Here is a 25,853-nt window from a genome sequence, read left to right as displayed (position 1 = left end):
TATGGATAATCTCCTTGAATTTCTTTTCTTCATCATCAATTCCGACTTTTTGGGACAAGATCTAATTCAGTCTAAACAATTCCGGATACATGCTGGCCATAGTTTTCATGATTTCTCTTGATTCGCGACTACAAGACCACGATTCTAGTAGGGACAGTTGCCACCCCTGCAACTCGCTTCGAGCCCCTTCCACTTTAGACCACACCCCATAGGAACTATCCAAATGTTTGTCCACTTCCATATACCAGCCGTCCGCAATTAACCACCGCACGCGATCTATATTGGAAAGGGCATAATACATTTCGTTTCTCATGACAGCACGATACGTTTCATGTAGAAAGGCGAAAACCTTTGTTTTCCAAAATGAGATATCCTCCACTTCCACCTTGTAAATTTGCTCATTGGCTTCCCTTAATAATAGAACAAGGATGTTTGAAGGATCGTACAAAGGTTTTAACCCCTTCAACCAGATGGAAGGGATAACTTCATCCAGAGTTTTATACCAGCTATCCACTTTTATAAAGCAATCAAAATGAGTCACAACCACTGGAGAAGTGGGTGAAGATTCTTCGTAATACAACACGTTCCCCCAAGTTGAAGACCGTTTTCGTTTATTCTTGATAAATTCCTTTTTTGTTTCAGGCGTCACAATAATATGTAAATCAATGTCTGAGTAAGTATCAAAATTACCCTTTCCCAGTGACCCCCCAAGGTAAATGGCCAACACATTGGGATTACCAGTCAAATCGGACAAAGCACTTTCTAAAAGTCGCGTACGTAATAAGGGTAGCTCCTCATCCCGTTTCAAATGTCTAGATACTAATCCCACTCATCCTTCACCAACTCCTAACAAATTAAATTCATTCATCACTCTCTATTAATTTCGATAAGTCCCTATCAATCCCTTCTTTTTGAATGACACTGAAAAATGATACTGCTATTTATCGTACATTTTCGCTTAATGCATGTTCCGAGCCGAACAAGTATGAGAAAGGTAGCCTATTCCCCTAATTTTTATAAAAATCAACATTAAAAGTTAAGTGTGCCTTTTTCTCTTGGGTCACCTGTCAATCGGAAAAGCAAGTTGATTTAAATTCAAAATATATAAAAAGACGACTGAAAAAAATTTCAGCCGTCTTTTGCTTATTAAACTTATTTATTTCCTTATACAATTAAACTCAACAATAGAACAAATACTAATCCCGACACCGAGATAATCGTCTCAAGTAACGTCCATGTTGCAAACGTTTCTTTTAATGTTAATCCGAAGAATTCTTTGAACATCCAGAAACCTGCGTCATTCACATGTGAAGCTATTAAACTACCTGCACCCGTTGCCAGAACGACTAACGCCAAGTTGACATCAGTTGAACCTAGCATTGGAATAACCAAGCCAGCAGTGGTTAATGCTGCAACAGTTGCCGACCCTAAAGATATACGTAAAATAGCTGCAATCATCCAAGCAAGAATGATTGGCGAGAGTGTGCTGTCACTGAACAATTCAGCCACATAATCCCCGACGCCACCATCGATCAGCACTTGTTTAAAAGCACCGCCACCACCGATAATCAATAGCATCATACCGATACTTGCAATCGCTTTGGAACAAGAATCCATAATGGTTTTCATCGGAATATTACGAGCAAGTCCCATCGTATAAACAGCAAGCAATAATGAAAGAAGCATCGCTGTTGAAGCATTCCCGATAAAACGAACTGTTGCAAAAATGGCGTTATCTTCAATGCCATTTGTTTTTTGAATCATGGTAATAATCGTAGCTATTGCCATTAAAATAACAGGAAACATTGCCGTGAATACACTAATCCCAAAACTTGGCGTTTCATTAAGGTTAAACGTTTTTTGTTCACCCAACGATTCGATATCTCCCGTTTTATTAAACGAGTTAGGTACAATTTTTCTAGCAAGTTTTGTAAATAAAGGTCCAGCAATAATAACGGTTGGAATTGCAATGATGAAACCATAAAGTAAAACTTCACCAATATTCGCTCCGTACTCCCCTGCAATAACTGTCGGGCCCGGATGCGGCGGTAAAAATCCGTGTGTGACGGATAAAGCGGCAACCATCGGAATTCCTAAATGTAAAATGGAAACCTTCAATTGCTTGGAAATTGTAAATACGATCGGAATCAACAATACCATCCCAACTTCGAAGAATAGAGCAACACCAATGATGAATGAAGAAACGACTACTGCCCATTGAATATTTTTCTCTCCGAATTTATCAATCAAGGTCATGGCGATGCGCTGTGCTCCACCTGAATCTGCAATCAATCTACCTAACATGGCACCAAGTCCAAATATTAATGCCAAATGTCCAAGTGTTCCGCCAAGTCCACCTTCAATGGATGCGACAATGCTATCCAGTGGCATACCTAAAGCTAAAGCAACTCCAAATGCCACGATGATCAATGAAACGAACGTATTTAATTTTAAGCCCATAATCAAAATAAGTAACGAGACAATTCCGATTGCAACAATCAATAACGGCATAACAATTCCCTCCAAATTCTTAGTTGTTAGTTTTGATTAAACTTCTTTGATACTTTGCGATGCTAGAATACTCTTTTTCCAACACTCGCGAAATGTTAATAAATATCGGTAGCAACTCTCTGTATTCCTGAACATCTGATTCAATCGGTGTGTGCTTAAATGTACTGCCAATCATGTCAGAAACCACATCAAAGGAGTCAATTTTCCCTGTAGCATATAGCCCTAATATACAAGCCCCAAGACATGAACTCTCATAACTTTCCGGCACAACAACTTCAAGATCGAATATATCAGCCATCATTTGACGCCACACATCTGATCTGGCAAAACCACCAGTTGCCTGAATCCGAACGACAGGCTCATCCATCACTTCGAGCAATGCCAGAAATACGGTGTAAAGATTGTAAATGACACCTTCAAGGGCAGCTCGAATCATATGTTCTTTCTTGTGGGACATGGTCAGCCCAAAAAATGAACCTCTTACATCCGGATTCCATAATGGTGCACGTTCACCTGCCAAGTAGGGATGGAACAACAATCCATCTGCACCCGGTCTTACGCGTTCTGCTATCTTGGTTAACACTTCATATGGATCAATGCCAAGTCTTTTTGCCGTTTCCACTTCTGAAGAGGCGAATTCATCTCTGATCCAACGAAGAACCATTCCACCATTATTGACTGGACCACCAATAACCCAATGTTTCTCGGTCAAGGCGTAACAAAATATGCGCCCCTTTTCATCTGTTTGAGGTCGGTCAATAACCGTACGAATCGCTCCACTGGTACCAATTGTAACGGCTACTTCCCCTTTACCAATTGCATTGACACCAATGTTGGAAAGGACTCCGTCACTTGCCCCGATGACAAAGGCTGTTTGTGGACTGATCCCTAGCTTTTTCGCAAACTTTGGATTGCAATCACTGAAAATCGTAGTTGTCGGCACCAGTTCAGATAACTGCTCTGACGTGACGCCCGCGATTTGCAGCGCTTCTTCATCCCAATCCAAATTTTTAAGATTCATCATCCCCATAGCAGAAGCTAAAGAATGATCGACCACATAGCGATCAAAGAACTTTTTGAACACATATTCTTTAATGCCTATATATTTTTTCACTTTCGCTGCCAGCTCAGGACGATCATTTACAATCCAAGCAATCTTGCTCAATGGTGACATCGGGTGAATCGGCGTCCCAGTCCGTTTATAGACTTCGTGACCGTTTAACTCTTTTTTAATTTTTCGTGCCCAGGCTTCACTGCGGTTATCTGCCCAAGTGATGCACTGCGTTAACGGTTGATCATTTTCATCAATTGCAATGACGCTGTGCATGGCACTGCTAAATGAAATGAACAGCAATTCTTCCTGAGCAATACCGGATAGTTTCATGACATTGGATATTGATTTAACTACGGCCTGAAATATTTCTTCTGGATTTTGTTCAGCAGTTGAAATATCCGGTGTATGCAGTGGATATCCATTATTCTCTTGATGAATGATTTCACCCGACTCAGTAAATAGAACAGCTTTCGTGCTTGTTGTTCCTATATCCACACCTAACATATAGTTCGTCATCTATTTTGCTCCCTCTCTTTCGTGAGCATTTGTTGGGACATCCAAAGGTCTTCCACTTTCTCCTGAACATCCTCAAAGTTTTGATGCAACGCTTTAATCATGATGTCCCTGTCTTTCGATTGAATCGCTTCAATATAAACATCATGATTGTTCAAGACACGTGAATAATCTTCGAATTTCTCTTCCATTCGCATGCGCATCGATAATAGAATGAGACTTTCCATCACCGGTTTTGCATTGTTCCAAATCAATAGGATATAGGAATGGTTGATGGATCGAACGATTGTTTCATGGAATAACACATCTTGGTACGAGAATTCATCTGCATCCTTATATTTAATGGCTACTTCCATCATTTCACGAATTTTGCTCAGTTCTTTGACTAAGTCAGTTGTATCGAGTTTCAAGATTCGTTCATATACAAACGTTTCAATCATTAGTCGAACATCGTATAGCTCTTTTATATCTTTTTCCGTTAATCCAACAACTACAGCACCCATCCGCTCCAAACGAATGATATTTTCCGATGCTAATATTTTAAGCGCCTCACGAATAGGCGAACGGCTTACTTCAAATTCTGCTGCTAGCTTGTTCTCCGAAAGTACGGTACCACGCTCAATCAGCCCTGCAATGATTCTTATTCTTAACTCACTAGCCAGTCGTACGCCAGTGGAAGCGTTTGCAATCCACTTTTCAGGAAAGATATATTTTTGATTTTCACTCATGATTACCTGCCTACCTTCATAACCGACATACTTGTATACAAGTATAGTAATTGACTATTCTCAAAATGTAAACGCTTTTACAAGATTCATTCTCGCTCTCACTAATAAAAGAGCTGTGGATTAACCACAGCTCTTAGACTGATAACAAGAGATTATTAATTAATATACAGATAGGCCGCTTTAAGGAATTAGAATGGAAAAAGCCTAATTTTCCAACCTACTACGATTGAAAAATAAGGCTTCTTTCCAAACTATATGATCTTTAACACTCAGGGAGTTAAATATAGCCGAGTATTTTACCGCCAGCTATATAATGGTTTTCATTAAAGTCTAGATCCTCATGCGATGAAACAATAAACCAAGAGTAAGTGTTATCAAAAATACAGAAATCCTTAGGTGAAACTCCACGTCTAATTTTAAACTCATGATTGATTATTTCATTGTAATTAACCTTGTAAACTGCACTTCTACGGTGAGAAATAGGTAAACTTGAATCTCCATTTTCAAAAAGGATATAAACAGTTGTATTTAACAAAGGAGTAATAATATTTCTCAATTTATCTACACTTACGGTTCTATTTTCAATACTAAATTGCGATTCCCAAATATAATTTCCTGGTTCATTGATTATAAAGTTCTGAATGAATTCATTAACAATCTTTTTTGAATTGGACAATGGTTTATTCCCATTCCAATCTAAATGTTCATTTGGATTTACATCCGGAAAATATACATTTCTATTGTTGTTTTTTATAGAAAACTCCTCAAAAAAAGAGGCGTTTCCATATAGTGAATTCTCGCCAAATACATTATAAGTCAAATAAATATAAGGGAAAGTCGGAAGATATAATTCGCTCATAACTTTTAAATATTTTCCTGATTTAATTATAATGTTTGCAAGTTTATCGTTATCTAAGGTAGGAATTTCTTTTTTTACTCCTATAAAATTCATCATTTTAGAACCATCATACAATACATAAAATTTATCATTGATAGTTATGCCTAATTTTTCTTCTAATAAATTTATGTTTCTAAAATAATCCACCTTCTCATATTCATCGTCTGTATCATAAAATCCAACAAGTGTTATATCGTTTAATTGTATTACTTTTTCATCATTTTTCATTTTCTCATACCTCCTACCCTAATGGTAGCACCTCTTCTATTTGGTAGTAGTTGTTCGACAACTCTACTTTACCATGGAATGAGGTGTTTTCTTCTGTTTAATTTAACTGTCAAAGAACTTAATGAAACAGGGAAAAGCTTTAACAAGATTCATTCTCGCTCTCATTTAAAAAAGAGTATCAATTTATATAACAGGATAAAAATTCGTGTTCTTATTTTCTGCACTCAATCCAAAAAAGGTGTTCGGCTATTTCTTTCGCTTTCCGCGGATGAAACGCCAGCCTCCTCGGTTTTTAAAAACCTAAGGCACTGGTGCAGGCGTGGCTTTCCCTAGAAGAAGTACATGCCAAAAGATGTTTTTACAACGTGAACGTCGATTTTTCCTACGTGGAGCTCAATTTTTCCTACGTCAATGCCGATTTTTCCTACGTGAACGCCATTTATTACAACTGAGAGTCGGTTTCTCCTAAATAAGCTTCGCACAAACGGATAAAAAAAGAAGAAACCTGCCAAAATTACATCTTTGGCAGGTTGTTTTCTCGAGACTAGGTGTCGAATCTTTCGTTACCCAAAGCACTTAAACATGGGCACATCAAATTCCGATGTTCTACGGCAGGATTGCCCAAGAGAAAGACCCTGGCGAAGTGACAACTTCACTTCATCAGGGTCTTTGCGTTCAGGTCGGATTTACTTGTGTAAATGTATTTTCATGCTACGAAAGTTGAATTATTTATTTCTTCGTCAACAGGTAAATGAAATAAGGTGCCCCGATTAATGCCACCATGACGCCTGCTGGAAGTCCGTTTTGCTCAATAATATTACGACCGATTGTGTCTGCAATTAGCAATAGCCAACCACCGACCAGTAAGCTCAGTGGAAGAAATAGCTGGTGTCGTGGACCAACGAGTGTACGTGCAATGTGCGGTGCCATCAACCCAATGAATGAAATCCCACCAGTCACGGAGACAGCGGACGCTGCAAGTGCAACGGCTGCGAGTGTCAGGACAATTCGTTCTTTTTGAACGGACAAACCGACGCCAATCGCGACAGGTTCACCCAATCCTAGAATGTTTAAGCGGTTCGCTTTCATTAAAGCAAATGGAATCAGCACAATCAGCCAAGGCAAAATCGCCAGGACAAACGGCCAATCTGTTCCCCAAATACCTCCGGCTAGCCATCGTGCAATGAAATCAACTTTGATTCGGTCAGCTGAAGATATCATGACAATCATGGCACCTGACAACGCCATCGCCATACCTACACCGACTAACACAAGGCGTACCGGTTCCATACCAGTCGTTCGACTATAGGAAAACAGGTAAATAATACCCGCTGTCAGCAATGCACCGATAAATGCAACCAAAGGCAAGACATAAATGAATGTACCTGCTTCTGCTGGAAAGTATAAAAAGAAAATCGCTACTGCCACACCGGCACCTGAATTGATTCCAATGATACCGGGATCAGCCAATTCATTGCGGGTAATTCCCTGCAGCAAAGCTCCTGATAAGGCGAGCGCCATTCCAGCCAGAAGCGTTATGACAATTCGCGGCATTCGAACAGAGAAAAGCACAAATTCTTCTTTGAATTCCCCTTGGCCAAGTAAGGTTGGGATAATGCGGTCGTACGATACGGATGAATAGCCGAGTCCCAGTCCAATCACTGCAGTTGCCAGTATCAAAAATGAAAAGACAATCAGCAGTATTCGCTGTTTACGAATAATGGATTTTTCGATCATGAGAAGCTTCGCCCTCCTTTACGTACAATGTACAAGAAGAATGGCAAGCCCATAATGGAAACAACAGCTGCCACAGGTGTTTCATACGGCGCGTTAATTGTACGTCCGACGGTATCCGCGAGTAACATGAAAGACGCTCCAAGTATGGCTGACATCGGAAGCACAAAACGATAATCCGTACCGACGATTGCCCGCACTATATGTGGTACCATCAGCCCGAAGAATGCTAAGTTGCCGACTAGTGCTACGGACGCACCTGTCAAAATGATGACGAGTACAAACAATATGGACTTGATCAATCGAACACGTTGCCCAAGACCAAGAGCCATTTCTTCACTAAGAGACAGAATGGTTAATTGGCGTGAACACATGATTGAAATGCCAATTCCGACCAGAACAATTGGTGCAATCAATAGTACTTGGTTCCAAGTCGTTCCGACCATGCCTCCAGCAGTCCACATGGAGACTTGTTGCGATATTTTAAAATAGAGTCCGATTCCTTCAGCAATCGCGTAGAGAAAAGCTGAAATGGTTGCTCCTGCAAGCACGATTCGTAAAGTGGTAAAGCCTTCTGGATGAAACGAACTGAATCCAAATACGAGAATCGCTCCGACAGCCGCTCCTGCAAAACACGCTAACATCACACCAAAGTAATTTACCGATGGCCAAAATGCCAACGTAATCGCTAGTGCCGCATTGGCACCTGCAGTCAAACCGAGCAAACCTGGGTCGGCAAGCGGATTGCGAGTCATCCCCTGAATAATAGCACCTGAAACAGCAAGAGCCGCGCCTATTAGGGCAGCGGCTACTTCTCGCGGAAAACGTATTTCCCGCAACATGATGGCTTGGTTATTCGGTGCAGTGGATAGTAAGGCAGATAGTACATCTTTCACACTCGTATCGGCCGCTCCGAAAACTAACGCCATGCCGAAAAGTACGATCATCAGAATCAAACTCATTCCCAGTTTAATTGAATAAGGAATGCGTTGAAGCCGATAATTAAACATGATTTAGTTCCCCAAGAAAGATTCTTTGAAGAATTCCAATTGATAATCCAATGTCAAAGGATCGTTAAAGTAAAACTCCATTGCATCTACTGTATACAATTGGTCGTTTTTTACTGCCGGGATATTCTTAAACGTTTCTGTACCTTCAAATGAATTGTCTGCATCTTTATGTTTGCTGAAGATTAAATAGTCTCCAACATACTCAGGTAAAACTTCAGCTGATAATGCATAGTAACCATCTTTCAATGCCATTTCTTTTACTTTCTCAGGCATGCCTAGACCCATTTCCTGATAAAGGATTTCCGTACCGCGGCCCCAGTTGTCGCCGAATACATACAAGTCTTTATCAAAGCTTTCAATTACTGTTACAGTCGCATCTTCGCCAATTTTCGCTTTGATTTCATCGCCTGCTTCTTGAGTACGTTTTTTGAAATCGTCTACCCAAGCTTGTGCTTCTTTTTCTTTATTAAGTAATTTCCCGATTTCTACGTGCTGAGTTAAGTAGTCTACTTTTCCATACGTAAATGTAACAGTTGGTGCAATTTCATTCAGTTTATCTACATTTTTGATGTTAGAAAGGCCGATAATTAAGTCCGGATCCATTTCAATGATCTTCTCCAGGTTTTCATCCGTTACTTCTTCAACGCCTTCAAGTTTATCTGCAAAGCGTGGATTCATTTTCGACCAAGAGTCAACTCCAACTAGAGGAACATCCAATGCCATAACGTTACCTGCAAAAGATGCTAACACGATTACACGTTGTGGATCAGCTGGTACTTCGACAGGTCCATTTTCAGATTCATACGTAATGGTTGATGGTTCTGAAGAGTCCCCTTCTTTAGATGTAGATTTTCCTTCTTCTTTATTACCGCCGCATGCAGCTAATACAAACATCGCAAGTAGTGCAATGAATAGGTATGAGTATTTTTTCATTTTATGTCAATCTCCTCTTACTAAATTATAGGTAATGCAAATCGGTTTTCCTGTACGTGGGTCTTCGCCAATTTCGGCATCGATTTGAAACAGTTCGCGTAAAACAGGTTTCGTGATAATTTCTTCACTGGGACCCGACTTCACAATTTTTCCAAACTTCATGCCAATAATATAATCCGCAAAACGGGCAGCATGATTCAAATCATGTAGCACCATCACAATTGTGCGCTTTTCTGTAACGTTCAACTGCTGCAGCAATTCAAGAATCTCCAGTTGGTGCGCCATATCCAGATAGGTTGTTGGTTCGTCCAGGAAAATCATATCGGTTTCCTGAGCAAGGGCCAGGGCAATCCACACACGCTGACGTTGCCCACCAGATAGTGAATCTACGGGATGGGACTTAAAAAACTTAGTTCCTGTCACTTCAAGTGCCCAGTCAATCATTTCTAAATCCTTCTTGGTCAATCTTCCGAATCGATTCTGATGTGGAAACCGTCCGTATGAAACCAATTCGCCAACCGTCAATGCGCCTGCACTTTCTGGGGTCTGAGGCAGTACAGCAATTTTCTGCGCCAGTCGTTTTGTGGGTTCTTTGACGATGCTTTCGCCGTCCAGAACAACGGAGCCCTTTTGATGAGGAATGATACGAGTCATTGCTTTCAATAAGGTTGATTTCCCACAGCCATTGGGACCAATAATCACGGTGATTTTTTTATCCGGAATAGAAACAGTCAAGTTTTCAACAATCGTTCTTTCCCCGTACTGGATTTGTAAGTCCTTCGCTTGTAGCCGAACCATTTTCAACCTCCTTTCAATAAATTATGTATGTTTACTGATAACGATTATCAATATCATTTACAAACTAACTATAATGGGGTAAGCTAAACCTGTCAATAGCACTATATACAAATTTTGAAAACGCGATTTACTACCAGTTGAGGAAGGAATGAATAGAATAATGCACTTAGAAGAGTATGATGTAACGATCATTGGTGGAGGCCCTGCAGGTTTGTATGCCAGTTTTTACAGCGGACTCCGCGGACTAAAAACGAAGATCATTGAATTCCAACCTCAACTGGGTGGCAAAATCCATGTCTATCCCGAAAAAATGATTTGGGATGTTGGCGGACACCCGCCACTTCCAGGAGCGATGCTTATTGAGAAACTGGTGGAACAAGGATTGACGTTCCAGCCAACCGTCGTAGTGAATACAAAAGTAGAGGCGATTCATCAGCGGGCGGATCAACTATTCGAAATTACTACTAATACAAACGAACAACATATAACCAAAACAATTATCGTGGCAACCGGGAGTGGTATCCTTACTCCACAAAAACTTCAAATAGAAGGTGCTGACCGATTTGAAGTCAGTAACTTGAATTACACGATTAAATCGCTAATGCGCTTTAAAGACAAAAAGGTCATCATTTCTGGTGGCGGGAACTCGGCTATCGACTGGGCCAATGAACTTGCACCGATTGCTAAACAAGTCATCGTCGTTTACAGAAAAGGTGATTTCACTGGACATGAGGCACAGGTTACCAAGCTTTTTGAAAGCAATGCCGTTTGCCTGTTTCATACGTCCATTTCCAAATTGATTGCTTCTGGGGACAATTCTCATATCGAAACGGTCGAACTGACCGATTCCCATACAGGTGAAAAACAATACTTGTCCGTGGATGAAATTGTCATCAACCATGGATTTGAACAAGATATTGCTTTACTTGAAAATAGTTCAGTAAATATAGAATTAGCTGATGGTTACTATATTGCTGGAAGCGTAAACAGTGAATCCTCAATTCCAGGTATTTTTGCAGCTGGTGATATATTAAAACATGATGGCAAACTTAACTTGATTGCCGGTACTTTTCATGATGCTGCGAATGCGGTGAATAAAGCGAAACAATATATAGAGCCAGAAGCAGATCAAGTAGCTATGGTCTCTTCCCATAATGATGTTTTCAAAGCGCGTAATAAAGAACTCGTAAAAGAGTTGCTGAAAGAAAGTGTTCATTCCTAAAACAGTGCCACTTATAAAATTCCATTTAAATAGAGTAAGCGCATAAATGCGCCTACTCTATTTCTTCTCTATTCTTCATCATATTATTCTTCAGATGGTGCAAAGACATTCGACACGAGCTCCGCTACATAAGCACTGCCATCGTTATCTTCCACTCCTTCAATCATCATTGCAAGAATGAACGCCTTATTTTCGGAGTTATAGGTAACAAAAAATCCGTTTTCCTGTCCTTTCTCTTCCGAAGTTGCTTTCAGTTCTGCCGTACCTGTTTTTCCCGCAAGAGGTATAGAAGGAAGATTGGCAGCCTGTGCAAAGCCATCTACCACAACGTTTCGCAAACTTTTTTGAATAAGCGCCGCATTTTCAGCACTAATAAGTCCTTCCTTCCAAACTTGAGCGTCTTCCTCTTCTAAAAACAAAGTTGGCTTATACATGACACCGTTTGTTAAAAAGACTTCATACATCGACGCAAGATGAAGAATGTTCGTCAACATTTGGCCTTGTCCAAATGACGTGTCTGCAAGTTGACCTTGAGAACCAATTGTTCCATCATTTGAAATTTGGGAAGACTTCATTCCATAAGAGAATGGAATTTCCTCACCAAAACCGAAACGTTTCATTCCTTCCACAAATGTCTCGCGGCCCATGTCCAAAGCTTGTTGCGCAAAGTAAATATTATCCGAATAGACAAGTGCTTTATTCAAATCAATCGGATTAGGTGCTTCATCATGGACACGCGTTACCCGGTAGTCCCCCCAGGAAGCATCTTTTTGCCACGTCTTTCCTTTTATTGTTATTCCTTCAGCGGGATTCAGAGTACCTGCTTCCAACCCAATTGTTGCCGTTATTGGTTTCAATGTAGAGCCTGGAGCATAAGCAGCTGTGAACCGATTGAATAATGGTTTTAACGGGTTTTCTTCCAATTCCTTGTATCGATCACCACTGATGCCTAGCATGAATTCGGATGGATTAAAACCAGGAGAACTGACAAGAGCAAGTGTCTCTCCAGTGCTAGGATCGACCGCAGCACTCGTTCCCGCTTCGCCTCGCATCGCTTGATACGTTTCGTTCTGCAGTTCTGCATCAATCGTCAAAGAAACTGTCTCCCCGTCCACGACGGATTGTTCGGCTACCGTTATTGCTTCCGCACCTTCTTCGGCTTTATCAATGAAAATACGGATTCCTGCTTCTCCCCGTAGCCAATCTTCGAGTAATCTTTCCAATCCTTGTCGCCCAATGAAGTCACTTTCTGTATATCCATCATCTTTACGTTTTTCCAACTGTTCCGCTGTAATGACACCGATAAATCCGGTTAAATGCGAAAGTGCTTCACCATATGGATACTCACGCATCGGTGTTTCCCTACGTGAGACCCCTGGGATGTCAGCCAACTTTTCCAGTAATGGCATATCCGTTTTTGCTACTTTAGCAATCGGTACGAATTGATCTGGTTTTACCCAACTCTGGCTTAACTGATCTTCAATGTACTTTTCCGTTGTTTCTAGCAGCTCAATCAGCTCTGCTTTTTTCGCATCATCCGTGAATTTACCAGGCTCGATCCCTATTTCATAGCCCTTGCCGTTTATGGCAATTGGTAGCCCGTTGCGGTCAAGAATTTCACCACGTGCCGGTGGGAGCGTTGAAATTCTGATTTTATCCTTTTCTCCTAGTTCTGGGAATATGAATGAAGTATCCCACTCCACAAACCAGTTTTCTTTTTCATTATGTGTTTCGTGCACCAACTTCATTGTTTTCTCGAATGTTACCGGACCAGCCGCTGTATCCATTTTCACTTGTATTGGAAAACTTGCTGGTTTCTCTATGTCCCACTCTATATCCTTCTCAGGCTTGTTATAGGTTACTTTTATATTTTTAATCCCTAAATCTGTTTGCAGTTTTTCCTGTCGCTCGACAAAACCTTTCTCTCCAAATATATCTTTTGTCTCTTTGTTCAGGAAGCCGCTATACATAGCATCGAAATCCCCTTTATTCCAATGACCAACGTATTCCTTTAACCGTTCCTCGGGTGTCACTTGATCGCGACAGCCTGTGAGGAAGAAGGCAATACACATGAATGCGATAAAAGCTCCCAAACCCTTTTTCATTCCATAACCTCCTTATTGTAAATCTAGAGTATTTGTATATTTATGGTAACATACTCCCCTTAATCTTGTTAAAATCTACCTTCTATTTTTAATAATCCTCTATTTGATACACTCTCAACTGGAAAGAATGTTACGATTTTTGTCGAAAACTTGAAAACCATAGATAATTAGTAATTTATAGTAAAATATTGTTATTAATTACCTATTATCTTCTACCAATATATGCTACCTTTGAATCTATTTAACTTTTCAGAAAATTGGTACTATCATTACACATCCAGATTTCGCTTACCAAAAAATGAGGAGGGAGAATGTGAAAAACTTTGTACAGTTAATTCCTTACCATGTAGTAGAGCAGCTGGACACGGTAAATGAAATCCCAAAAGGGGTCGAAATTATTCAAGCCCCTGAGATTTGGAACGAAACAAAAGGAAAAGGGGTCACCGTCGCCATTCTGGATACAGGGTGCGATACGAATCACCCTGACTTGAAAGATCGTATCATCGGGGGACGTAATTTCACGAAAGATTACAAAGGGGATCCAGAGAGATTCGAGGATAACAATGGTCATGGAACCCATGTAAGCGGAACAATTGCAGCAACACTTAATAACCAGGGGGTCGTTGGCGTTGCACCGGAAGCAAGTCTATTGATACTGAAAGTTCTCGGAAGAAATGGTTCTGGTCAGTATGATTGGATCATCGAAGCCATTCATTACGCAATTGAACAAAAAGTGGATATTATCTCAATGTCTCTTGGTGGACCATCAGATGTAAAAGAACTTCACGAAGCGATTATCGAAGCGGTGAATCAAAAGATTCTTGTTGTCTGTGCTGCAGGCAATGAAGGAGACGGTCAAGATTCGACGGACGAACTGGGGTATCCTGGCTGTTACAACGAAGTAATAAGCGTTGGGGCAGTTAATATGGAAAGAGAGTCTTCTGAATTTACCAATTCCAATAACCAAGTTGATTTGGTTGCGCCTGGTGAAAAAGTAACTTCCACTTATCTCAATGGAACTTACGCGACTTTAAGCGGCACTTCAATGGCGACGCCTCATGTATCTGGCGCATTGGCCTTGATCAAAGTAATGGCGAATGCATCATTTCAAAGAGAACTAACTGTTCCCGAATTGTATGCCCAATTGATTAAGCGGACAGTACCACTTGGCAATTCACCTTATATCGAAGGAAATGGTTTAGTTTATTTGACCCTTCCGGATTATATTAAAACAGTTTTCGATCAACAAAGAGTAGAATCACTGGTTTCAATATAAGTAATAGCAGATGCCTTTGACTAAAAGGCATCTGTATTTGCAATTGTTTTCGTTGCTTACCTATTTCTATTCATAAATGTAATAATTTTTCAATAAACTTTTCCAAGGAGTTGTGAAATAGTCGCATCAATCTTCTTTATCAAATAAATACAAATAAAGAAGGCGGGGATATTTCATGAGTACAGTAGATGTTCCATTATGGACAACAGTAATAAGTAATTTTGGATTTCCAATTGCCATCACTATTTATCTTTTCTATCGATTTGAGAGAAAAATCGAAAATTTGGAAAATGTCATTTTTAAGTTGAATGAAGACATCAAAGATTATTTATAAAAAAATGAATCGTAATTTCTTTATATTTTTTTAACCGCTTAACCGAACTAACGTTCTTTGCGGGAGGTCATTTAGATGAAAGAGTTATTCGATCATCATACTCAAAGTGTTGAGATTTACCTTGATAAACTGAAAAAACACCTTCAAAACCCTATCATCAAGTCTTTCTTGGAAATTCCAGAACATATTGTATTGTTGAAAGAAGTCAGGAATCAACCCACTCCCGAACTAAAGAAAAAATTAGATGATACATTCAGGGAATTTTACTTCAACATCAGATTCACCACTTATTTATCACAAACCATTTATTTTAATGCAATCAATTACGATAAGAAAGTTAATTTGGTTTCCGATCGGTATAAGTTAATTTTGGACAGACCTTTAAAAGAAGATGGTGAATTAACATTTCTTGATTTACTAAGTTCTTCAGAAAGCATGGAAAACACGGACATTTTCATTGCTTCATCCACTATTGGGGACCATTTAACAAGCTATGAGATTTTTCATGCGATTCAATCACTCACAGAAAATCAGCAGCAAGTACTGAGTTTGGCTTACATTTACGGGTTGAACGATTCCGAAATCGCAGAAAGCCTGAATAAAACCCAGCAAGCCGTTTCCAAAAGTCATACAAAAGCATTAAGAAAGATTAGAGAGATAATAGAAACCGAACAGAGAAGGAAGGGGCAGAAATGAGTGAAAGTTTATTTACCTTAGTAAAGCAGTCAAGAACGGACAACAATTCACTGGCCATTGTCATTGATTTGTTTGCTCCAAAAATTGATCGCTCTTTACATCAGACAAAATGGCAACACAGGGAAGACTTGTCCCAAGAACTGAAAATCAAATTACTGGAATGCATCCGAAATTATGAAGTTGATAACATTCCGGGCTATTTTCAAATGCTCGACCTCTTAGAAGGACAAGATGCTCAATATTATGAGCAATAATAATTGGCTAGTTTTTTGGCGATGCCAACAAAGCACAACCATGTGCTAAACTCCTCCTTTCTAAGTTGATGGGAGGTCTTTTGATGAAGTTAATTAATTTTTGTACTAGGTTTATACTAAGATGGTGGTTTTCGTGTTTTCGTCCATTCGGGATACATTTCCGTCCACTCATTGTGTTTCTTTGACCGCTGGCGATAGGTTTTCATCCACTCGCAGAGTGTTTCTGACCACTTGCGATGACTTTCCGTCCACTCATCACTAATTGCCTATAGCCTCCCTCTGATTCTTCTCCAATAGATGACTACCGCCACCACTTACATGATATTCCGATATTTCCTTTAACCTTGCTTTCACTTCTTCTCTCTTATTCATAATCAAATGCTCGATGTAGCCCCATTTGTTCTTGATCAGGAAATCAACGCCTTTGTCATAGTAATTAAGTGGGTTGGTGTATTGGAAATAAAGTTTAAGCATAAGAATTTCATCAAGTGCATCTGCTTCTACCAAATCTTCTTCATTCGTTTTCATTGAATAATAAAGCATGAATTGACCAGCATACTCTCCTCTTAATATTTCCACAACGCCAAGGCTAAATGTAATAGCTGCACTCAAATCGATTCTCACTTTTGGTAAATAGAATGTGGCATTACGGATATACTGAGTCGGGGTGATTCCCATCCCCACATTCCCATCCCTGCTCACTTTCCATAATTCCAAAAAAGCTTGAAAGTGATTCTTCTTCAATCGTTCCGTTTCAAAATAGGCCAAGCTATCCATGTTATACCATTCATCTACAGAATAAGTTTTAAAGTCCTCGTCAAGAACGATTATCGAGACGATTGCATAATCGAATCCATGAATTAATTGTTCTGCATCTACTATTTTCTCGATGAAATCCATCATCTCATTCATCCGTTCATTACTCCCATCTTATTTGACTTATAGACATCTTCCACTTCATACTCTTTCTTGATTTTCAATAGGATGTCTAGTTGATCCTTTTCTGCCGCTTCTTCATTTTCATACTCTCCGATAATTCGAACGAGCTGGTATCGGTCCTTCCCATGCTCAATTACAGTGTACGTTCCACCCATATACTCTATTTTCAAGTTTTTCATATTCATCTCTCCTTATACTTAAAATAGGTACTTCATTTTCTTGAAATCCCACGAGTAGTAGAATGAATTGTTCCTAAGCTATTAGTAAATAGAAAAAACGAGCTGCGACTAGAGCACAACTCGTTTCGTTATTTCTAAATTTTAATAAGTTCGAACAGGCACTATTAGTTGCAAAATAGCTTTATCGTGAACGGAGTTCAATATAAATGGACGCATTGCTCCGGTAAATTGAATTCTTATATCGTGCCCTCCAAAAGCTTTTAATGCATCCATCATATACTTCGCACTGAAAGAGATTTTCATTTCTTCTCCTTCAATAGAAGTTGCCTCAATTTCTTCTTCAACTTGTCCTACTTCTGGTGAGCTAGAGGATATCTCAATAATGTTTCCACCCAATGAAGAAAATTGGACAATATTATTACGTTCTTCACGTGCAAGTAAGGAAGCACGATCAATTGCTTGAAGTAAAGCCTTTCCATCAAGTGTGATGGTCGTATGATAATCGCTTGGAATCAACCGGGATGTGTCTGGATAATTCCCTTCCAATAATCGCGAATAAAATAGTATACCTTCTGTTTTAAACAACACTTGCTGTTTCGTCATCACAATATGTACAGGCTGGGAAGAATCCGCAATGACTTTATTTAATTCGATTAAGCTTTTTCCTGGAATTACTACGCTGAACTCTGCTTCAGGCAGCTGCTGTAACCTAACTTTCCGACGAGCCAAACGGTGACTGTCCGTCGCTAAGCATTCAAGTTCTCCACTTTTAATTTGCCAGTGAACACCAGTCAATACCGGCCGGCTTTCTGATGTAGAGACTGCAAATACGGTTTCACGAATAGTAGATTTTAGTAGGTCTGCTGGAAGGCTAAACTGTTGGTCATCTTGAATATCTGGAAGTAAGGGATAATCAGAAGCATCTAATCCGATTAAATGAAATTCTGATTTACCTGAACGAATATGCGTCCGATTTTGCCCATTGACTTCAATTTCAACAGCATTTGTAGGCAGTTTTCGTATAATCTCATTGAACATCCTAGCTTGTACCACAATCGTTCCAATTTCAAAAATATTGATAACCTGTTCGCCATTTTCTTCGGCTTTAATAAAAGTTTGAATTGTTATATCGGAATCACTACCCGTTATATACAACCCCGCTGCAGTTAGGTCGAATTTAATCCCAGTCAAAATAGGGATTGTTGTTTTAGAACTTACTGCTTTCATCACATCATTTAACCCATCTAATAATCGATCACGCTTGATTTCAAATTTCATGATGATACCTCACTTGTAAGTATTTTTAAAAATTGAACATTAGTAAGTATTACGATGATGATTACTGGATTGAAATGATTAATTTAATTTCTTTTTTAAATCGATCTGTCTTTTTATTGTATAGCCTAACCACTCAACTTTTTGTCACTTCATGTCGAACCGCGACAATTATTTCTTTCATCATTAACTACTTGTAAACAAGCAAAAGACCGCTGAAAATGTAAATTCAGCGGTCAGATAGATAATATTTTAGACGAATGCATATTAAGATTTAAGCTAGTAACTCACTAATCACTTTTACTAATTCATTGCGTGTATTTGGTAGTTTCTTTTTAAGATCCTCGTTGTCCCAAGGGTCTTCTGTGAAGAAACTAGCAAATGATTGATTTTCATACCTTGGCACGACGTGCATGTGGTAATGAGTCAAATCATCGATTGTTCCGCCGTTTTGACAAACTGTTATCCCATCAGGTTGGTAAATTTTCTTAATTGCCTTAGACATTAATTGAGCTGCTTTCATTATGGCGTTTGCCGTCTCGGTATCAAATTCATCTACAAAACGAAAATGTTTCTTAGGCAAAATTAAAGTATGCCCTTCGTTAAAAGGGTCGTGGTCTAAAATACAACAAACGAACTCATCTTCAAAAACCACTTGTACGGGTAAATCTTTATTTGCCAAAGTGCAGCCCAGACAATCCGAGCTCTCATGTCTATGATCAACTGTCATTCGTTCACCTCATTTGTAATAGATTTCGACTGATCAAAGTAGTGTTTGCTCAGGCGACTTGCTTCTTTCTGATTGAGTTCTGTTTCAAATGCTACATCGAATTGGCCTGTCCATGTATTCCAGACACGTATAAAGACGGAGTCTTCCGTAGTGTCATGCATATGAAATTCGAAACACACTACTTGCAACGTTTCTTGCATCTCAATCAATTTAATTTCTTCAATCTGTTTTTGGCCGTTCTCCACGATAAATTCATAACCCGAGTCTTCAATGATCTGTATGATTTGCGAGTCTTTCAGTTCGGTCACATCAACATGAACGATATCTTCCGCAAACCGATAATCAGTCAATTGATCGTCTGCCTCTACAGGGGGTTGATTGGTATCTCGAATTAGTGCTTCGTTGTGGTAGGGACTATATGCAATTTCGACTTCTTCCTCCATGGAATCATGCACGAACGTTCCTACTTTCAGTTGTTCCATCCCCATGTTGGTCAGCCGGTAGAAACCCTCATTTAACTCAACCATCTGATTTTGCATCATCAGCTTTAACATATGCTCGACAAAAATGCTTTCTACTGCCAGCAATTCACTGATTTCCGTAGCATGTTTAACGTCCAGTTTCCCTAAAATCTTTAAGATCATTTTCATTAATACATCCATTTGACTTCGAATGCCCGTTGTCATTTGAATGATCGCAAGCTGAAGTGGAAATGCCCACCGCTCGCTTCCAAGCAACCGGAGATGGCGTTGTTCCAACAATATGGCTGATACTTTCGACATTTCAGTATCAAGTTGTTTGCTCACAAAAATCACTTCCTGCCTGTGTTAGTTTCCAACTGTTTCAGTCCTTCGTATTTATCCACGACTTTCAACACGTGTTGGAACATGGCTTTTTGGGATTCCCCATGTGCTTTTTTCGTGAACATATCCGCACTGCCAACTATCATAAGAAGTTCGCGTGCACGCGAAAGAGCAACGTTCAATCGGCGATAATCCTTCAAGAAGCCAATGTTACCGTCTTTCTGGTGATGATTACGAACGAAGCTCAGGATGATGACATCCATCTCCATCCCCTGGAATTTATCGACCGTCCCTGTCCGGCAATGCAAATGAGGCAGATCTAGTTCCTGGCTCAGAAGACGATCTACTTTTTTCACTTGTTCACCGTAAAAACTGATGACGCCTACTTTTTTCTTCACCGTTTCATCCAAACGCCCATCGTTTTTCGCTTGAGCGGTAGCCTGATTTAAATCCAGCAACAATTCACGGATTTGTTTCAGCTCAGCAGCATTATAATAGCTGCGACTATGCTGCTCCCGCTCCTCAAGATACCCTTGTTCATTCGGCATATCATACCAGATGATGTGCTGTCCTCGTTTGAACAGCTTGCCATCCAGCAAATGATCCCGATCCTTGTTTGAATCTACAAGACCACATTCCAATCCGTAATTGTTTTCTTGGTAAAACGGATTGATGGTTTCCATGATGTGCTCATGCATCCGGTATTGAATGCGCAGCGTCGCCTTGCTGTCTTCAGGCAAATCATTAAACAATCGTTCAAAAATGGATTCCTTCAAAATCGACTTCAAATCGGCTTTCTCTTTCGCATCAGTCATATCTTCAAGCACTTCATCCATTGTGTCCTGGCCAACCAAAGGAGGCAGTTGATGATGATCGCCAACTAAAATGATTTTCTTCCCTTTCAGCATCGGCAACAGTAATTCCGGTGGTGTCGCTTTTGATACTTCATCAATAATGACGACATCAAAATCAGGATACTGAGTCACGAAATCCTTACTTGCTGAAATCGAACAGGTCACACCGATTACATTGGCGTACTGGATATATAATTTTTTGATTTCATCCATATCGTAAGTCGTCGATTGCCCGAGCATATCCTGCCACTCAAGACGAATGTCGTTTGACACGTTCAGGAACGTTTCTTTACGTTTTAATTCGATTAATTGAGTTGACGTTTTCTCGAAGTTCGAGTTCACTTCGTTCAATAAAGCATCTATATCGATACGGACGATTTCTTCTAATTCGACTACTTCTTTATTGATGTTTGTTTGTTTCAACTGTTCCATCGTCAATTTTTGTTCAAGTTCATCCATTGACTGTTGGATTTGGGTCATTTCATGTTCTCGTTTTTGCAGTACCCCTTGTTGGTTGGATGCTGCTTGAACCAATCCTTCCAGGTAGCTCTCTTCTGTTCCCAACTGTTCCAGCTCTGATTTTTTATCCGTAAGAGCCTTTTCTAGTTCGACCATTGGAGAAAGCGTTTCTTGATTGGGACCCGTTTCACGCATATCAGAAAGGGTCTTTTCATAAGAAGCAATTTCTTCATCCAGATCAGGAAGTTTTGTCTTCAATAAAGTCTTTTCTTCAGCTAATTCTTGCTGGCGTTTTACAAGAGCCTGTCCTACGACTTCTTTCAACTGTTCAAATGAAGTCAATATTTCATTCTTTATTTGCTCGTTCCCTTGTGTAACACCGCGTGTTAATCTAGTATTTCTGGATGCTTTTAGGACCACCATATGTTCATATATAGCAGACAGTTTTTGTCGGTCTGCTTGGTTTAACGGCTCACGGAAAGCGTTCTTTTGTTTGGCATAATCGCGAAATGCGTCAACCACTTTTTTTACATATCGATCTTCAAGCTTACCCCCAACCACATTCGGCATCATGGTAATTTTCTTTGCGAGCATCTTCATATTGTATTGATGCGCAATCAATTGTTGTTCGGCATACATAATGGCTTTATTCAACGTTTCATCCATTTCAGAATGATTTCCTGCTTGAATGGACGCTTGATAGTCCCTACGCAACTGTTCCATTTGATGAAGTATGCCGTTAATTTCAGCCGAACTAGCCCAGGATTCGTTGCCAATCAAAGTTTGTAGCTCAGGAATTTTCTTAACATTTGGCAGGTGCTTGGCTATGCGGTCTAAGATCTCTTGTTGAGTAGAAGCCTTCTTCAGTTGATCCGCAGTTTCTTGTTGCGCGTTTCTTTTCTGTTGAAGTGACGTTGTTGTTTGTAAATACGCTAACTGTTTTTGAAGTACTTGAAGCTCATCATTGAGTTTAGCTTGTAACTTAGCAAATTCACCCGTCCCTGAAAAACGCGCGACTTGATCATTGAATCGTTCATATCTGCTTTCTGCGTCCTCAAAAATGTCCTGACTCATCGTCAATTGAAAATCAAACTGATCTTTTTTCCGTTTCAACTCTTGAACGGATAACTGGCTAGAATTCATTTCGAGCTGAAGTCTGTTCAAATTTTCCTTGGCTTGAATCTTTTCTATTTTCTTTGTTTCAAGGGCCGCTATTTCAGCTTTTAGTTTTTCTAACGTTGTTTCGGTATGTTTAATAGAAGCAAGTAAGACCTGCTCCTCTTTTTCAAACTGATTTACATGTGTCTGGATCGACAAAAGCGTCTGTTGCTTCCAGTAAAGAGCCACTTGTTCTTCAACAAAACGCTGGCCCTCTTCCTCGATGCTTTCACTTCGACCAATTCGTAAAATTCGAATGTCCTGGTCCGTCAGTAATTTGCCCAGTGCATTATCGACCGCTAAATTCGATTGTGAAGCGACGAGTGTTTTCAATCCCATCTTCGCATGCTGATAGCAAATCTCAGAAATAACTGTTGTCTTCCCTGTTCCAGGAGGCCCTTGTATGACATAGAGATCTTGTGCGGCAATCGCACCTTCCACTGCCTGGCGTTGAAATTCATTCAGATTTTGCTTGAAGGATAAGTCCTCCGGTACCTTCCCTTTTCGAACAGTTGGACGCTTCTCAAATAATAGCTTTTCAAGGTTCGGATTTACCGCCCAGCCGTTTTCTAGACGCTTAAACCCATCTTTCAAACGATTGATTTGCGCCATCTCTGCCACATTATCGAATGCAAGTTTGCCGTTTGCCGGCACTCGCCATTTCCCTGTTCGTGCCTTTTCCTGAAGATCCCTGGTCAGTTCAATATCAATAGAACGTTTGCCCATTTGCACTTGTACGACATTCCCAAGGCTTTGGTTTGTCTCGACTAATTTAACCGCCGATTTTTTGTAGAACTTATCAAAGCCATTCGGCAGTTTATGAAGTTCAAATGTGACTTTACGGAAATCCAAGCTTAACCTTGCACTCCGTATACCAATTTCGAGCCTTTCTACATCTGCGTTCCGTTCCATCACCCGTAGATATGATTCCCAGCTGGAAATCCGTTTTTTCACATACTCCGATCGGTCGGAAGCGATGGGTAGAGCCTGAATAATCCGGTATAGTGAGAGCGTCATTTCTGTAGACACTAAACCTTTGCGATCAAACGCCATCCTCATCTGCAAATGACGGTTATTTCCTAACTGAAGTCGCTTTTTCGTTATATAGAAATGAACAACCTCAAGTCCGTTACCAATCCATTCGCACTCCATGACTGGCGTCCCCTCGACTGCTTCGGTTTCAATATATAAAGACACTCGTTTTTGATTCGTCTGACCATCTGAAAGGCGTTCCATATGAACGTCTACAACTGGAGACACATTCAACAAGTTCGTCATCTCTTCAGCCAATTTCTGTTTATTTTTCTTAAACCGGCTGCTCACCGCCAAGTTACACCGCGTGATCTCACTTACTTTTACACTCACCGCTACATTCACCCCCTGCCCATTAAAAACTCATCTTTCCATTGTATCGGAAATCCATGTTCAAATCGACGTAGGAATTCAATTCGGTTAAAGAAAGAATTGTCCGTCTTCGACTAACCAGAAAGGTGACTGAAGATGCTTAAATTCTTATTTTTGAATAAACCCCTATTACTGCTTTTCGCTACAGCCAAAAGCCTTTTCTGTTAGTGACGCTCACTTTGAGGTTTCCATATTTTTACCATTCCAACTAAATTTGTGATTTGTTCAACCAAATCATGAAGATTTCCAACGAAACTGGTTAATACTCCAACGAAACTTTTTTGAAGTCTTTAAGCAGCTGAAGACAAACTTGATTTCGACTCATTAAAATTGTATATAAAAACGGGGCAGGTACCGTCACTTCGCTTTCCGTGGGCTTGGCTTCTGACTCCTCGGGCCAACAGGATGTTGGTCACGAAGACGTCGCCACACGAAGTGGCGAACTAAGTCTTCGTTCCACAAAAAATCCGGGGTCTTCAGCTCAAGCTATTCCCACAGGAGTCTTCGTGACGGTACCCGCCCTGTTTATATTGAACAGACTTCTAAGAAGTTAAATCATATTACCGTTTGGAGACTTGATTAAGGTGTTAGATGACTTAAAATTTCCTCTTTTTTACAATGAAAAGCGATGGTATATTTTAATTAATACAGACGTACTTAATAAAGAAGAGGTGCACTTATGAATGGAATTGCTTGGGCTATTGTTATCTGTGAAATATTATTTTGGGTTTTTATAGTCAGTGGTCTTGTCGCTCGCTATATAGGCAAAAAAGAAACACTTGGGTTAGTCCTATTTACAATGACCCCTTTAGTGGATTTGGCATTACTTGGTTTAACGGGATACGATATGTACCGAGGATCAACTGCCACAATGGCCCACGGAATTGCTGCTATCTATATCGGTATTTCCATTGCTTACGGTAAATCGATGATTCGATGGGCTGATGATCAGTTTTGTTTTTACTTTCTCAAAACGAAGAAAAAACCGGGCAAAAAGACGGGAATGGCATTTGCTAAACTTGATTTCGTTAATTGGTTACGACATCTACTCGCCTTCATGATCGGTACTGGTTTATTGTTCTTATTAACTAATTTAATTGGAAATGCCGAAAGAACAGAGGCTTTCGGACAACTTATTCGCGTATGGTCACTTGTAGTCGGTCTTGATTTCCTGATAACATTGAGTTACTTTATCTGGCCACGCCCAAACAGACATACTGCCTGACTCTGTCAATAGAATATAGGCATAACAAAAAGAGACATTCAATTATCTTCAAATTGAATGTCTCTTTTATGGTTTTAATACTTTTTCAAATGGACTGACCATCATCGACTACTTCTTATAAATCTCTTTATATGCAATAACTTTCAACGCCAACATTTCTTCTTCTGTTAAGTCCTCGTTAAGTACCTGTAAAACTTCTTCTTTAGAAGCAGACCCATTTCTGACTTTGGCTTGTAAATCTTGAAGCTTGTTGACGCCTACCTTTTTGACTAGGACGCGCGTGGCTTCACCTTTAGTCGTAAACGGCAACGTACTTTCATCTGCTGATTCTGCTTCCTTCATCATTGCCAGTAATTCAGGATCATTTTCTATATAAGATTTCACTTCATTTATTTGCCCACTATCCTCGAGTTTCTTTGAAACGGAATCAACCATTTTTTCCGAAGCGACATTGGTTCCGAAATAATAAAGTCCATAACCTGCGAGTCCTAAAATCAGGACGACAACTAAAAATTTCTTCATCTTCTCACTCC

General features: G+C 39.9%; 23 protein-coding genes. 6 read left to right on the top strand and 17 right to left on the bottom strand.

Going from position 1 to position 25,853, the window contains the following annotated elements:
• Window positions 1-61: 61 nt before the first annotated feature.
• The 9 genes from ACQKEV_RS01655 to ACQKEV_RS01615 form a co-directional block, all read right to left on the bottom strand.
• Window positions 62-829: a nucleotidyltransferase domain-containing protein gene (locus tag ACQKEV_RS01655; RefSeq protein ID WP_427442737.1), complete on the bottom strand. Its 768-nt coding sequence runs from the start codon at window positions 827-829 to the stop codon at window positions 62-64.
• Window positions 830-1,164: 335 nt separating this feature from the next.
• Window positions 1,165-2,511, bottom strand: a complete 1,347-nt coding sequence (locus ACQKEV_RS01650; RefSeq protein ID WP_427442735.1) for a GntP family permease — start codon at window positions 2,509-2,511, stop codon at window positions 1,165-1,167.
• A gap of 19 nt (window positions 2,512-2,530) precedes the next feature.
• Window positions 2,531-4,081 (bottom strand): gluconokinase, encoded by a 1,551-nt coding sequence (gntK, locus tag ACQKEV_RS01645; RefSeq protein ID WP_427442734.1) that lies wholly within the window; start codon window positions 4,079-4,081, stop codon window positions 2,531-2,533.
• Entirely contained in the window at window positions 4,078-4,806 is a 729-nt protein-coding gene (locus tag ACQKEV_RS01640) for a GntR family transcriptional regulator (RefSeq protein ID WP_427442732.1), read from the bottom strand. Before ACQKEV_RS01640 ends, gntK begins: the two co-directional genes overlap by 4 nt.
• A gap of 277 nt (window positions 4,807-5,083) precedes the next feature.
• A complete protein-coding gene (locus tag ACQKEV_RS01635) occupies window positions 5,084-5,932 on the bottom strand; it encodes a hypothetical protein (protein WP_427442730.1) in 849 nt (282 codons plus the stop codon).
• Between the two features lie 729 nt (window positions 5,933-6,661).
• Window positions 6,662-7,669 (bottom strand): FecCD family ABC transporter permease, encoded by a 1,008-nt coding sequence (locus tag ACQKEV_RS01630; protein ID WP_427442726.1) that lies wholly within the window; start codon window positions 7,667-7,669, stop codon window positions 6,662-6,664.
• Window positions 7,666-8,676: a FecCD family ABC transporter permease gene (locus ACQKEV_RS01625; RefSeq protein ID WP_427442724.1), complete on the bottom strand. Its 1,011-nt coding sequence runs from the start codon at window positions 8,674-8,676 to the stop codon at window positions 7,666-7,668. Before ACQKEV_RS01625 ends, ACQKEV_RS01630 begins: the two co-directional genes overlap by 4 nt.
• A gap of 3 nt (window positions 8,677-8,679) precedes the next feature.
• Window positions 8,680-9,609, bottom strand: a complete 930-nt coding sequence (locus ACQKEV_RS01620) for an ABC transporter substrate-binding protein (protein ID WP_427442723.1) — start codon at window positions 9,607-9,609, stop codon at window positions 8,680-8,682.
• Window positions 9,610-9,615: 6 nt separating this feature from the next.
• A complete protein-coding gene (locus ACQKEV_RS01615; protein WP_427442721.1) occupies window positions 9,616-10,407 on the bottom strand; it encodes an ABC transporter ATP-binding protein in 792 nt (263 codons plus the stop codon).
• Window positions 10,408-10,555: 148 nt separating this feature from the next.
• Here ACQKEV_RS01615 and ACQKEV_RS01610 point away from each other — a divergent pair, with 148 nt between their 5' ends.
• The gene (locus ACQKEV_RS01610; RefSeq protein WP_427442719.1) at window positions 10,556-11,629 is read left to right on the top strand and encodes an NAD(P)/FAD-dependent oxidoreductase; all 1,074 of its coding nucleotides are present in this window, start codon (window positions 10,556-10,558) and stop codon (window positions 11,627-11,629) included.
• Between the two features lie 83 nt (window positions 11,630-11,712).
• On the opposite strand, the gene ACQKEV_RS01605 is transcribed toward ACQKEV_RS01610, so the two are convergent.
• Window positions 11,713-13,734, bottom strand: coding sequence for a penicillin-binding transpeptidase domain-containing protein (locus ACQKEV_RS01605; RefSeq protein WP_427442718.1), 2,022 nt, complete (start codon window positions 13,732-13,734; stop codon window positions 11,713-11,715).
• A gap of 313 nt (window positions 13,735-14,047) precedes the next feature.
• Between ACQKEV_RS01605 and ACQKEV_RS01600 the strand changes: the two genes are divergently transcribed.
• From ACQKEV_RS01600 to ACQKEV_RS01585, 4 genes are all read left to right on the top strand, one after another.
• A complete protein-coding gene (locus ACQKEV_RS01600) occupies window positions 14,048-15,010 on the top strand; it encodes a S8 family peptidase (protein ID WP_427442716.1) in 963 nt (320 codons plus the stop codon).
• Between the two features lie 175 nt (window positions 15,011-15,185).
• Window positions 15,186-15,344: a YvrJ family protein gene (locus ACQKEV_RS01595; protein ID WP_427442714.1), complete on the top strand. Its 159-nt coding sequence runs from the start codon at window positions 15,186-15,188 to the stop codon at window positions 15,342-15,344.
• A gap of 75 nt (window positions 15,345-15,419) precedes the next feature.
• Entirely contained in the window at window positions 15,420-16,040 is a 621-nt protein-coding gene (locus tag ACQKEV_RS01590) for a sigma-70 family RNA polymerase sigma factor (RefSeq protein ID WP_427442712.1), read from the top strand.
• Window positions 16,037-16,294, top strand: a complete 258-nt coding sequence (locus ACQKEV_RS01585) for a helix-turn-helix domain-containing protein (RefSeq protein WP_427442710.1) — start codon at window positions 16,037-16,039, stop codon at window positions 16,292-16,294. Before ACQKEV_RS01590 ends, ACQKEV_RS01585 begins: the two co-directional genes overlap by 4 nt.
• A 258-nt stretch (window positions 16,295-16,552) precedes the next feature.
• On the opposite strand, the gene ACQKEV_RS01580 is transcribed toward ACQKEV_RS01585, so the two are convergent.
• The 6 genes from ACQKEV_RS01580 to ACQKEV_RS01555 all read right to left on the bottom strand — a co-directional run bounded on the left by ACQKEV_RS01580 (window position 16,553) and on the right by ACQKEV_RS01555 (window position 24,056).
• Window positions 16,553-17,206 (bottom strand): hypothetical protein, encoded by a 654-nt coding sequence (locus tag ACQKEV_RS01580; RefSeq protein WP_427442708.1) that lies wholly within the window; start codon window positions 17,204-17,206, stop codon window positions 16,553-16,555.
• On the bottom strand, window positions 17,203-17,412 hold the full coding sequence (locus ACQKEV_RS01575) for a hypothetical protein (RefSeq protein ID WP_427442706.1): 210 nt from the start codon (window positions 17,410-17,412) through the stop codon (window positions 17,203-17,205). The genes ACQKEV_RS01580 and ACQKEV_RS01575 overlap by 4 nt, the downstream gene beginning before the upstream one ends.
• Window positions 17,413-17,553: 141 nt before the next feature.
• The gene (gene dnaN, locus ACQKEV_RS01570; protein ID WP_427442705.1) at window positions 17,554-18,690 is read right to left on the bottom strand and encodes a DNA polymerase III subunit beta; all 1,137 of its coding nucleotides are present in this window, start codon (window positions 18,688-18,690) and stop codon (window positions 17,554-17,556) included.
• Window positions 18,691-18,961: 271 nt separating this feature from the next.
• A complete protein-coding gene (locus ACQKEV_RS01565) occupies window positions 18,962-19,417 on the bottom strand; it encodes an HIT family protein (RefSeq protein WP_427442703.1) in 456 nt (151 codons plus the stop codon).
• Window positions 19,414-20,223 carry a hypothetical protein gene (locus ACQKEV_RS01560; protein WP_427442701.1) on the bottom strand — a complete coding sequence of 270 codons (810 nt, stop codon included), beginning with the start codon at window positions 20,221-20,223 and terminating at the stop codon, window positions 19,414-19,416. The genes ACQKEV_RS01565 and ACQKEV_RS01560 overlap by 4 nt, the downstream gene beginning before the upstream one ends.
• Before the next feature lie 5 nt (window positions 20,224-20,228).
• Complete coding sequence (locus ACQKEV_RS01555; RefSeq protein ID WP_427442699.1) at window positions 20,229-24,056, bottom strand: AAA domain-containing protein; 3,828 nt, start codon at window positions 24,054-24,056, stop codon at window positions 20,229-20,231.
• Between the two features lie 718 nt (window positions 24,057-24,774).
• On the opposite strand from ACQKEV_RS01555, the gene ACQKEV_RS01550 reads away from it, so the two are divergent.
• On the top strand, window positions 24,775-25,320 hold the full coding sequence (locus tag ACQKEV_RS01550; protein ID WP_427442697.1) for a hypothetical protein: 546 nt from the start codon (window positions 24,775-24,777) through the stop codon (window positions 25,318-25,320).
• A 108-nt stretch (window positions 25,321-25,428) separates the two neighbouring features.
• On the opposite strand, the gene ACQKEV_RS01545 is transcribed toward ACQKEV_RS01550, so the two are convergent.
• Window positions 25,429-25,842, bottom strand: coding sequence for a hypothetical protein (locus ACQKEV_RS01545; RefSeq protein ID WP_427442695.1), 414 nt, complete (start codon window positions 25,840-25,842; stop codon window positions 25,429-25,431).
• Between the last annotated feature and the right edge of the window lie 11 nt (window positions 25,843-25,853).

The sequence above is a fragment of the Paenisporosarcina sp. NPDC076907 genome (assembly GCF_050269735.1).
In the GTDB taxonomy this organism is placed as follows: Bacteria; Bacillota; Bacilli; order Bacillales_A; family Planococcaceae; genus Paenisporosarcina.
The sequence above is the reverse complement of the archived record's forward strand: the minus strand, read 5'-3'. Positions and strand labels throughout refer to the sequence as shown.

Coding starts and splice junctions, on each gene's coding strand:
- ACQKEV_RS01650 (WP_427442735.1), bottom strand. CDS start 2,511: ATGCCGTTATTGATTGTTGCAATCGGAATTGTCTCGTTACTTATTTTG.
- gntK (WP_427442734.1), bottom strand. CDS start 4,081: ATGACGAACTATATGTTAGGTGTGGATATAGGAACAACAAGCACGAAA.
- ACQKEV_RS01640 (WP_427442732.1), bottom strand. CDS start 4,806: ATGAGTGAAAATCAAAAATATATCTTTCCTGAAAAGTGGATTGCAAAC.
- ACQKEV_RS01635 (WP_427442730.1), bottom strand. CDS start 5,932: ATGAAAAATGATGAAAAAGTAATACAATTAAACGATATAACACTTGTT.
- ACQKEV_RS01630 (WP_427442726.1), bottom strand. CDS start 7,669: ATGATCGAAAAATCCATTATTCGTAAACAGCGAATACTGCTGATTGTC.
- ACQKEV_RS01625 (WP_427442724.1), bottom strand. CDS start 8,676: ATGTTTAATTATCGGCTTCAACGCATTCCTTATTCAATTAAACTGGGA.
- ACQKEV_RS01620 (WP_427442723.1), bottom strand. CDS start 9,609: ATGAAAAAATACTCATACCTATTCATTGCACTACTTGCGATGTTTGTA.
- ACQKEV_RS01615 (WP_427442721.1), bottom strand. CDS start 10,407: ATGGTTCGGCTACAAGCGAAGGACTTACAAATCCAGTACGGGGAAAGA.
- ACQKEV_RS01610 (WP_427442719.1), top strand. CDS start 10,556: ATGAATAGAATAATGCACTTAGAAGAGTATGATGTAACGATCATTGGT.
- ACQKEV_RS01605 (WP_427442718.1), bottom strand. CDS start 13,734: ATGAAAAAGGGTTTGGGAGCTTTTATCGCATTCATGTGTATTGCCTTC.
- ACQKEV_RS01595 (WP_427442714.1), top strand. CDS start 15,186: ATGAGTACAGTAGATGTTCCATTATGGACAACAGTAATAAGTAATTTT.
- ACQKEV_RS01590 (WP_427442712.1), top strand. CDS start 15,420: ATGAAAGAGTTATTCGATCATCATACTCAAAGTGTTGAGATTTACCTT.
- ACQKEV_RS01585 (WP_427442710.1), top strand. CDS start 16,037: ATGAGTGAAAGTTTATTTACCTTAGTAAAGCAGTCAAGAACGGACAAC.
- ACQKEV_RS01580 (WP_427442708.1), bottom strand. CDS start 17,206: ATGAATGAGATGATGGATTTCATCGAGAAAATAGTAGATGCAGAACAA.
- ACQKEV_RS01575 (WP_427442706.1), bottom strand. CDS start 17,412: ATGAAAAACTTGAAAATAGAGTATATGGGTGGAACGTACACTGTAATT.
- dnaN (WP_427442705.1), bottom strand. CDS start 18,690: ATGAAATTTGAAATCAAGCGTGATCGATTATTAGATGGGTTAAATGAT.
- ACQKEV_RS01565 (WP_427442703.1), bottom strand. CDS start 19,417: ATGACAGTTGATCATAGACATGAGAGCTCGGATTGTCTGGGCTGCACT.
- ACQKEV_RS01550 (WP_427442697.1), top strand. CDS start 24,775: ATGAATGGAATTGCTTGGGCTATTGTTATCTGTGAAATATTATTTTGG.
- ACQKEV_RS01545 (WP_427442695.1), bottom strand. CDS start 25,842: ATGAAGAAATTTTTAGTTGTCGTCCTGATTTTAGGACTCGCAGGTTAT.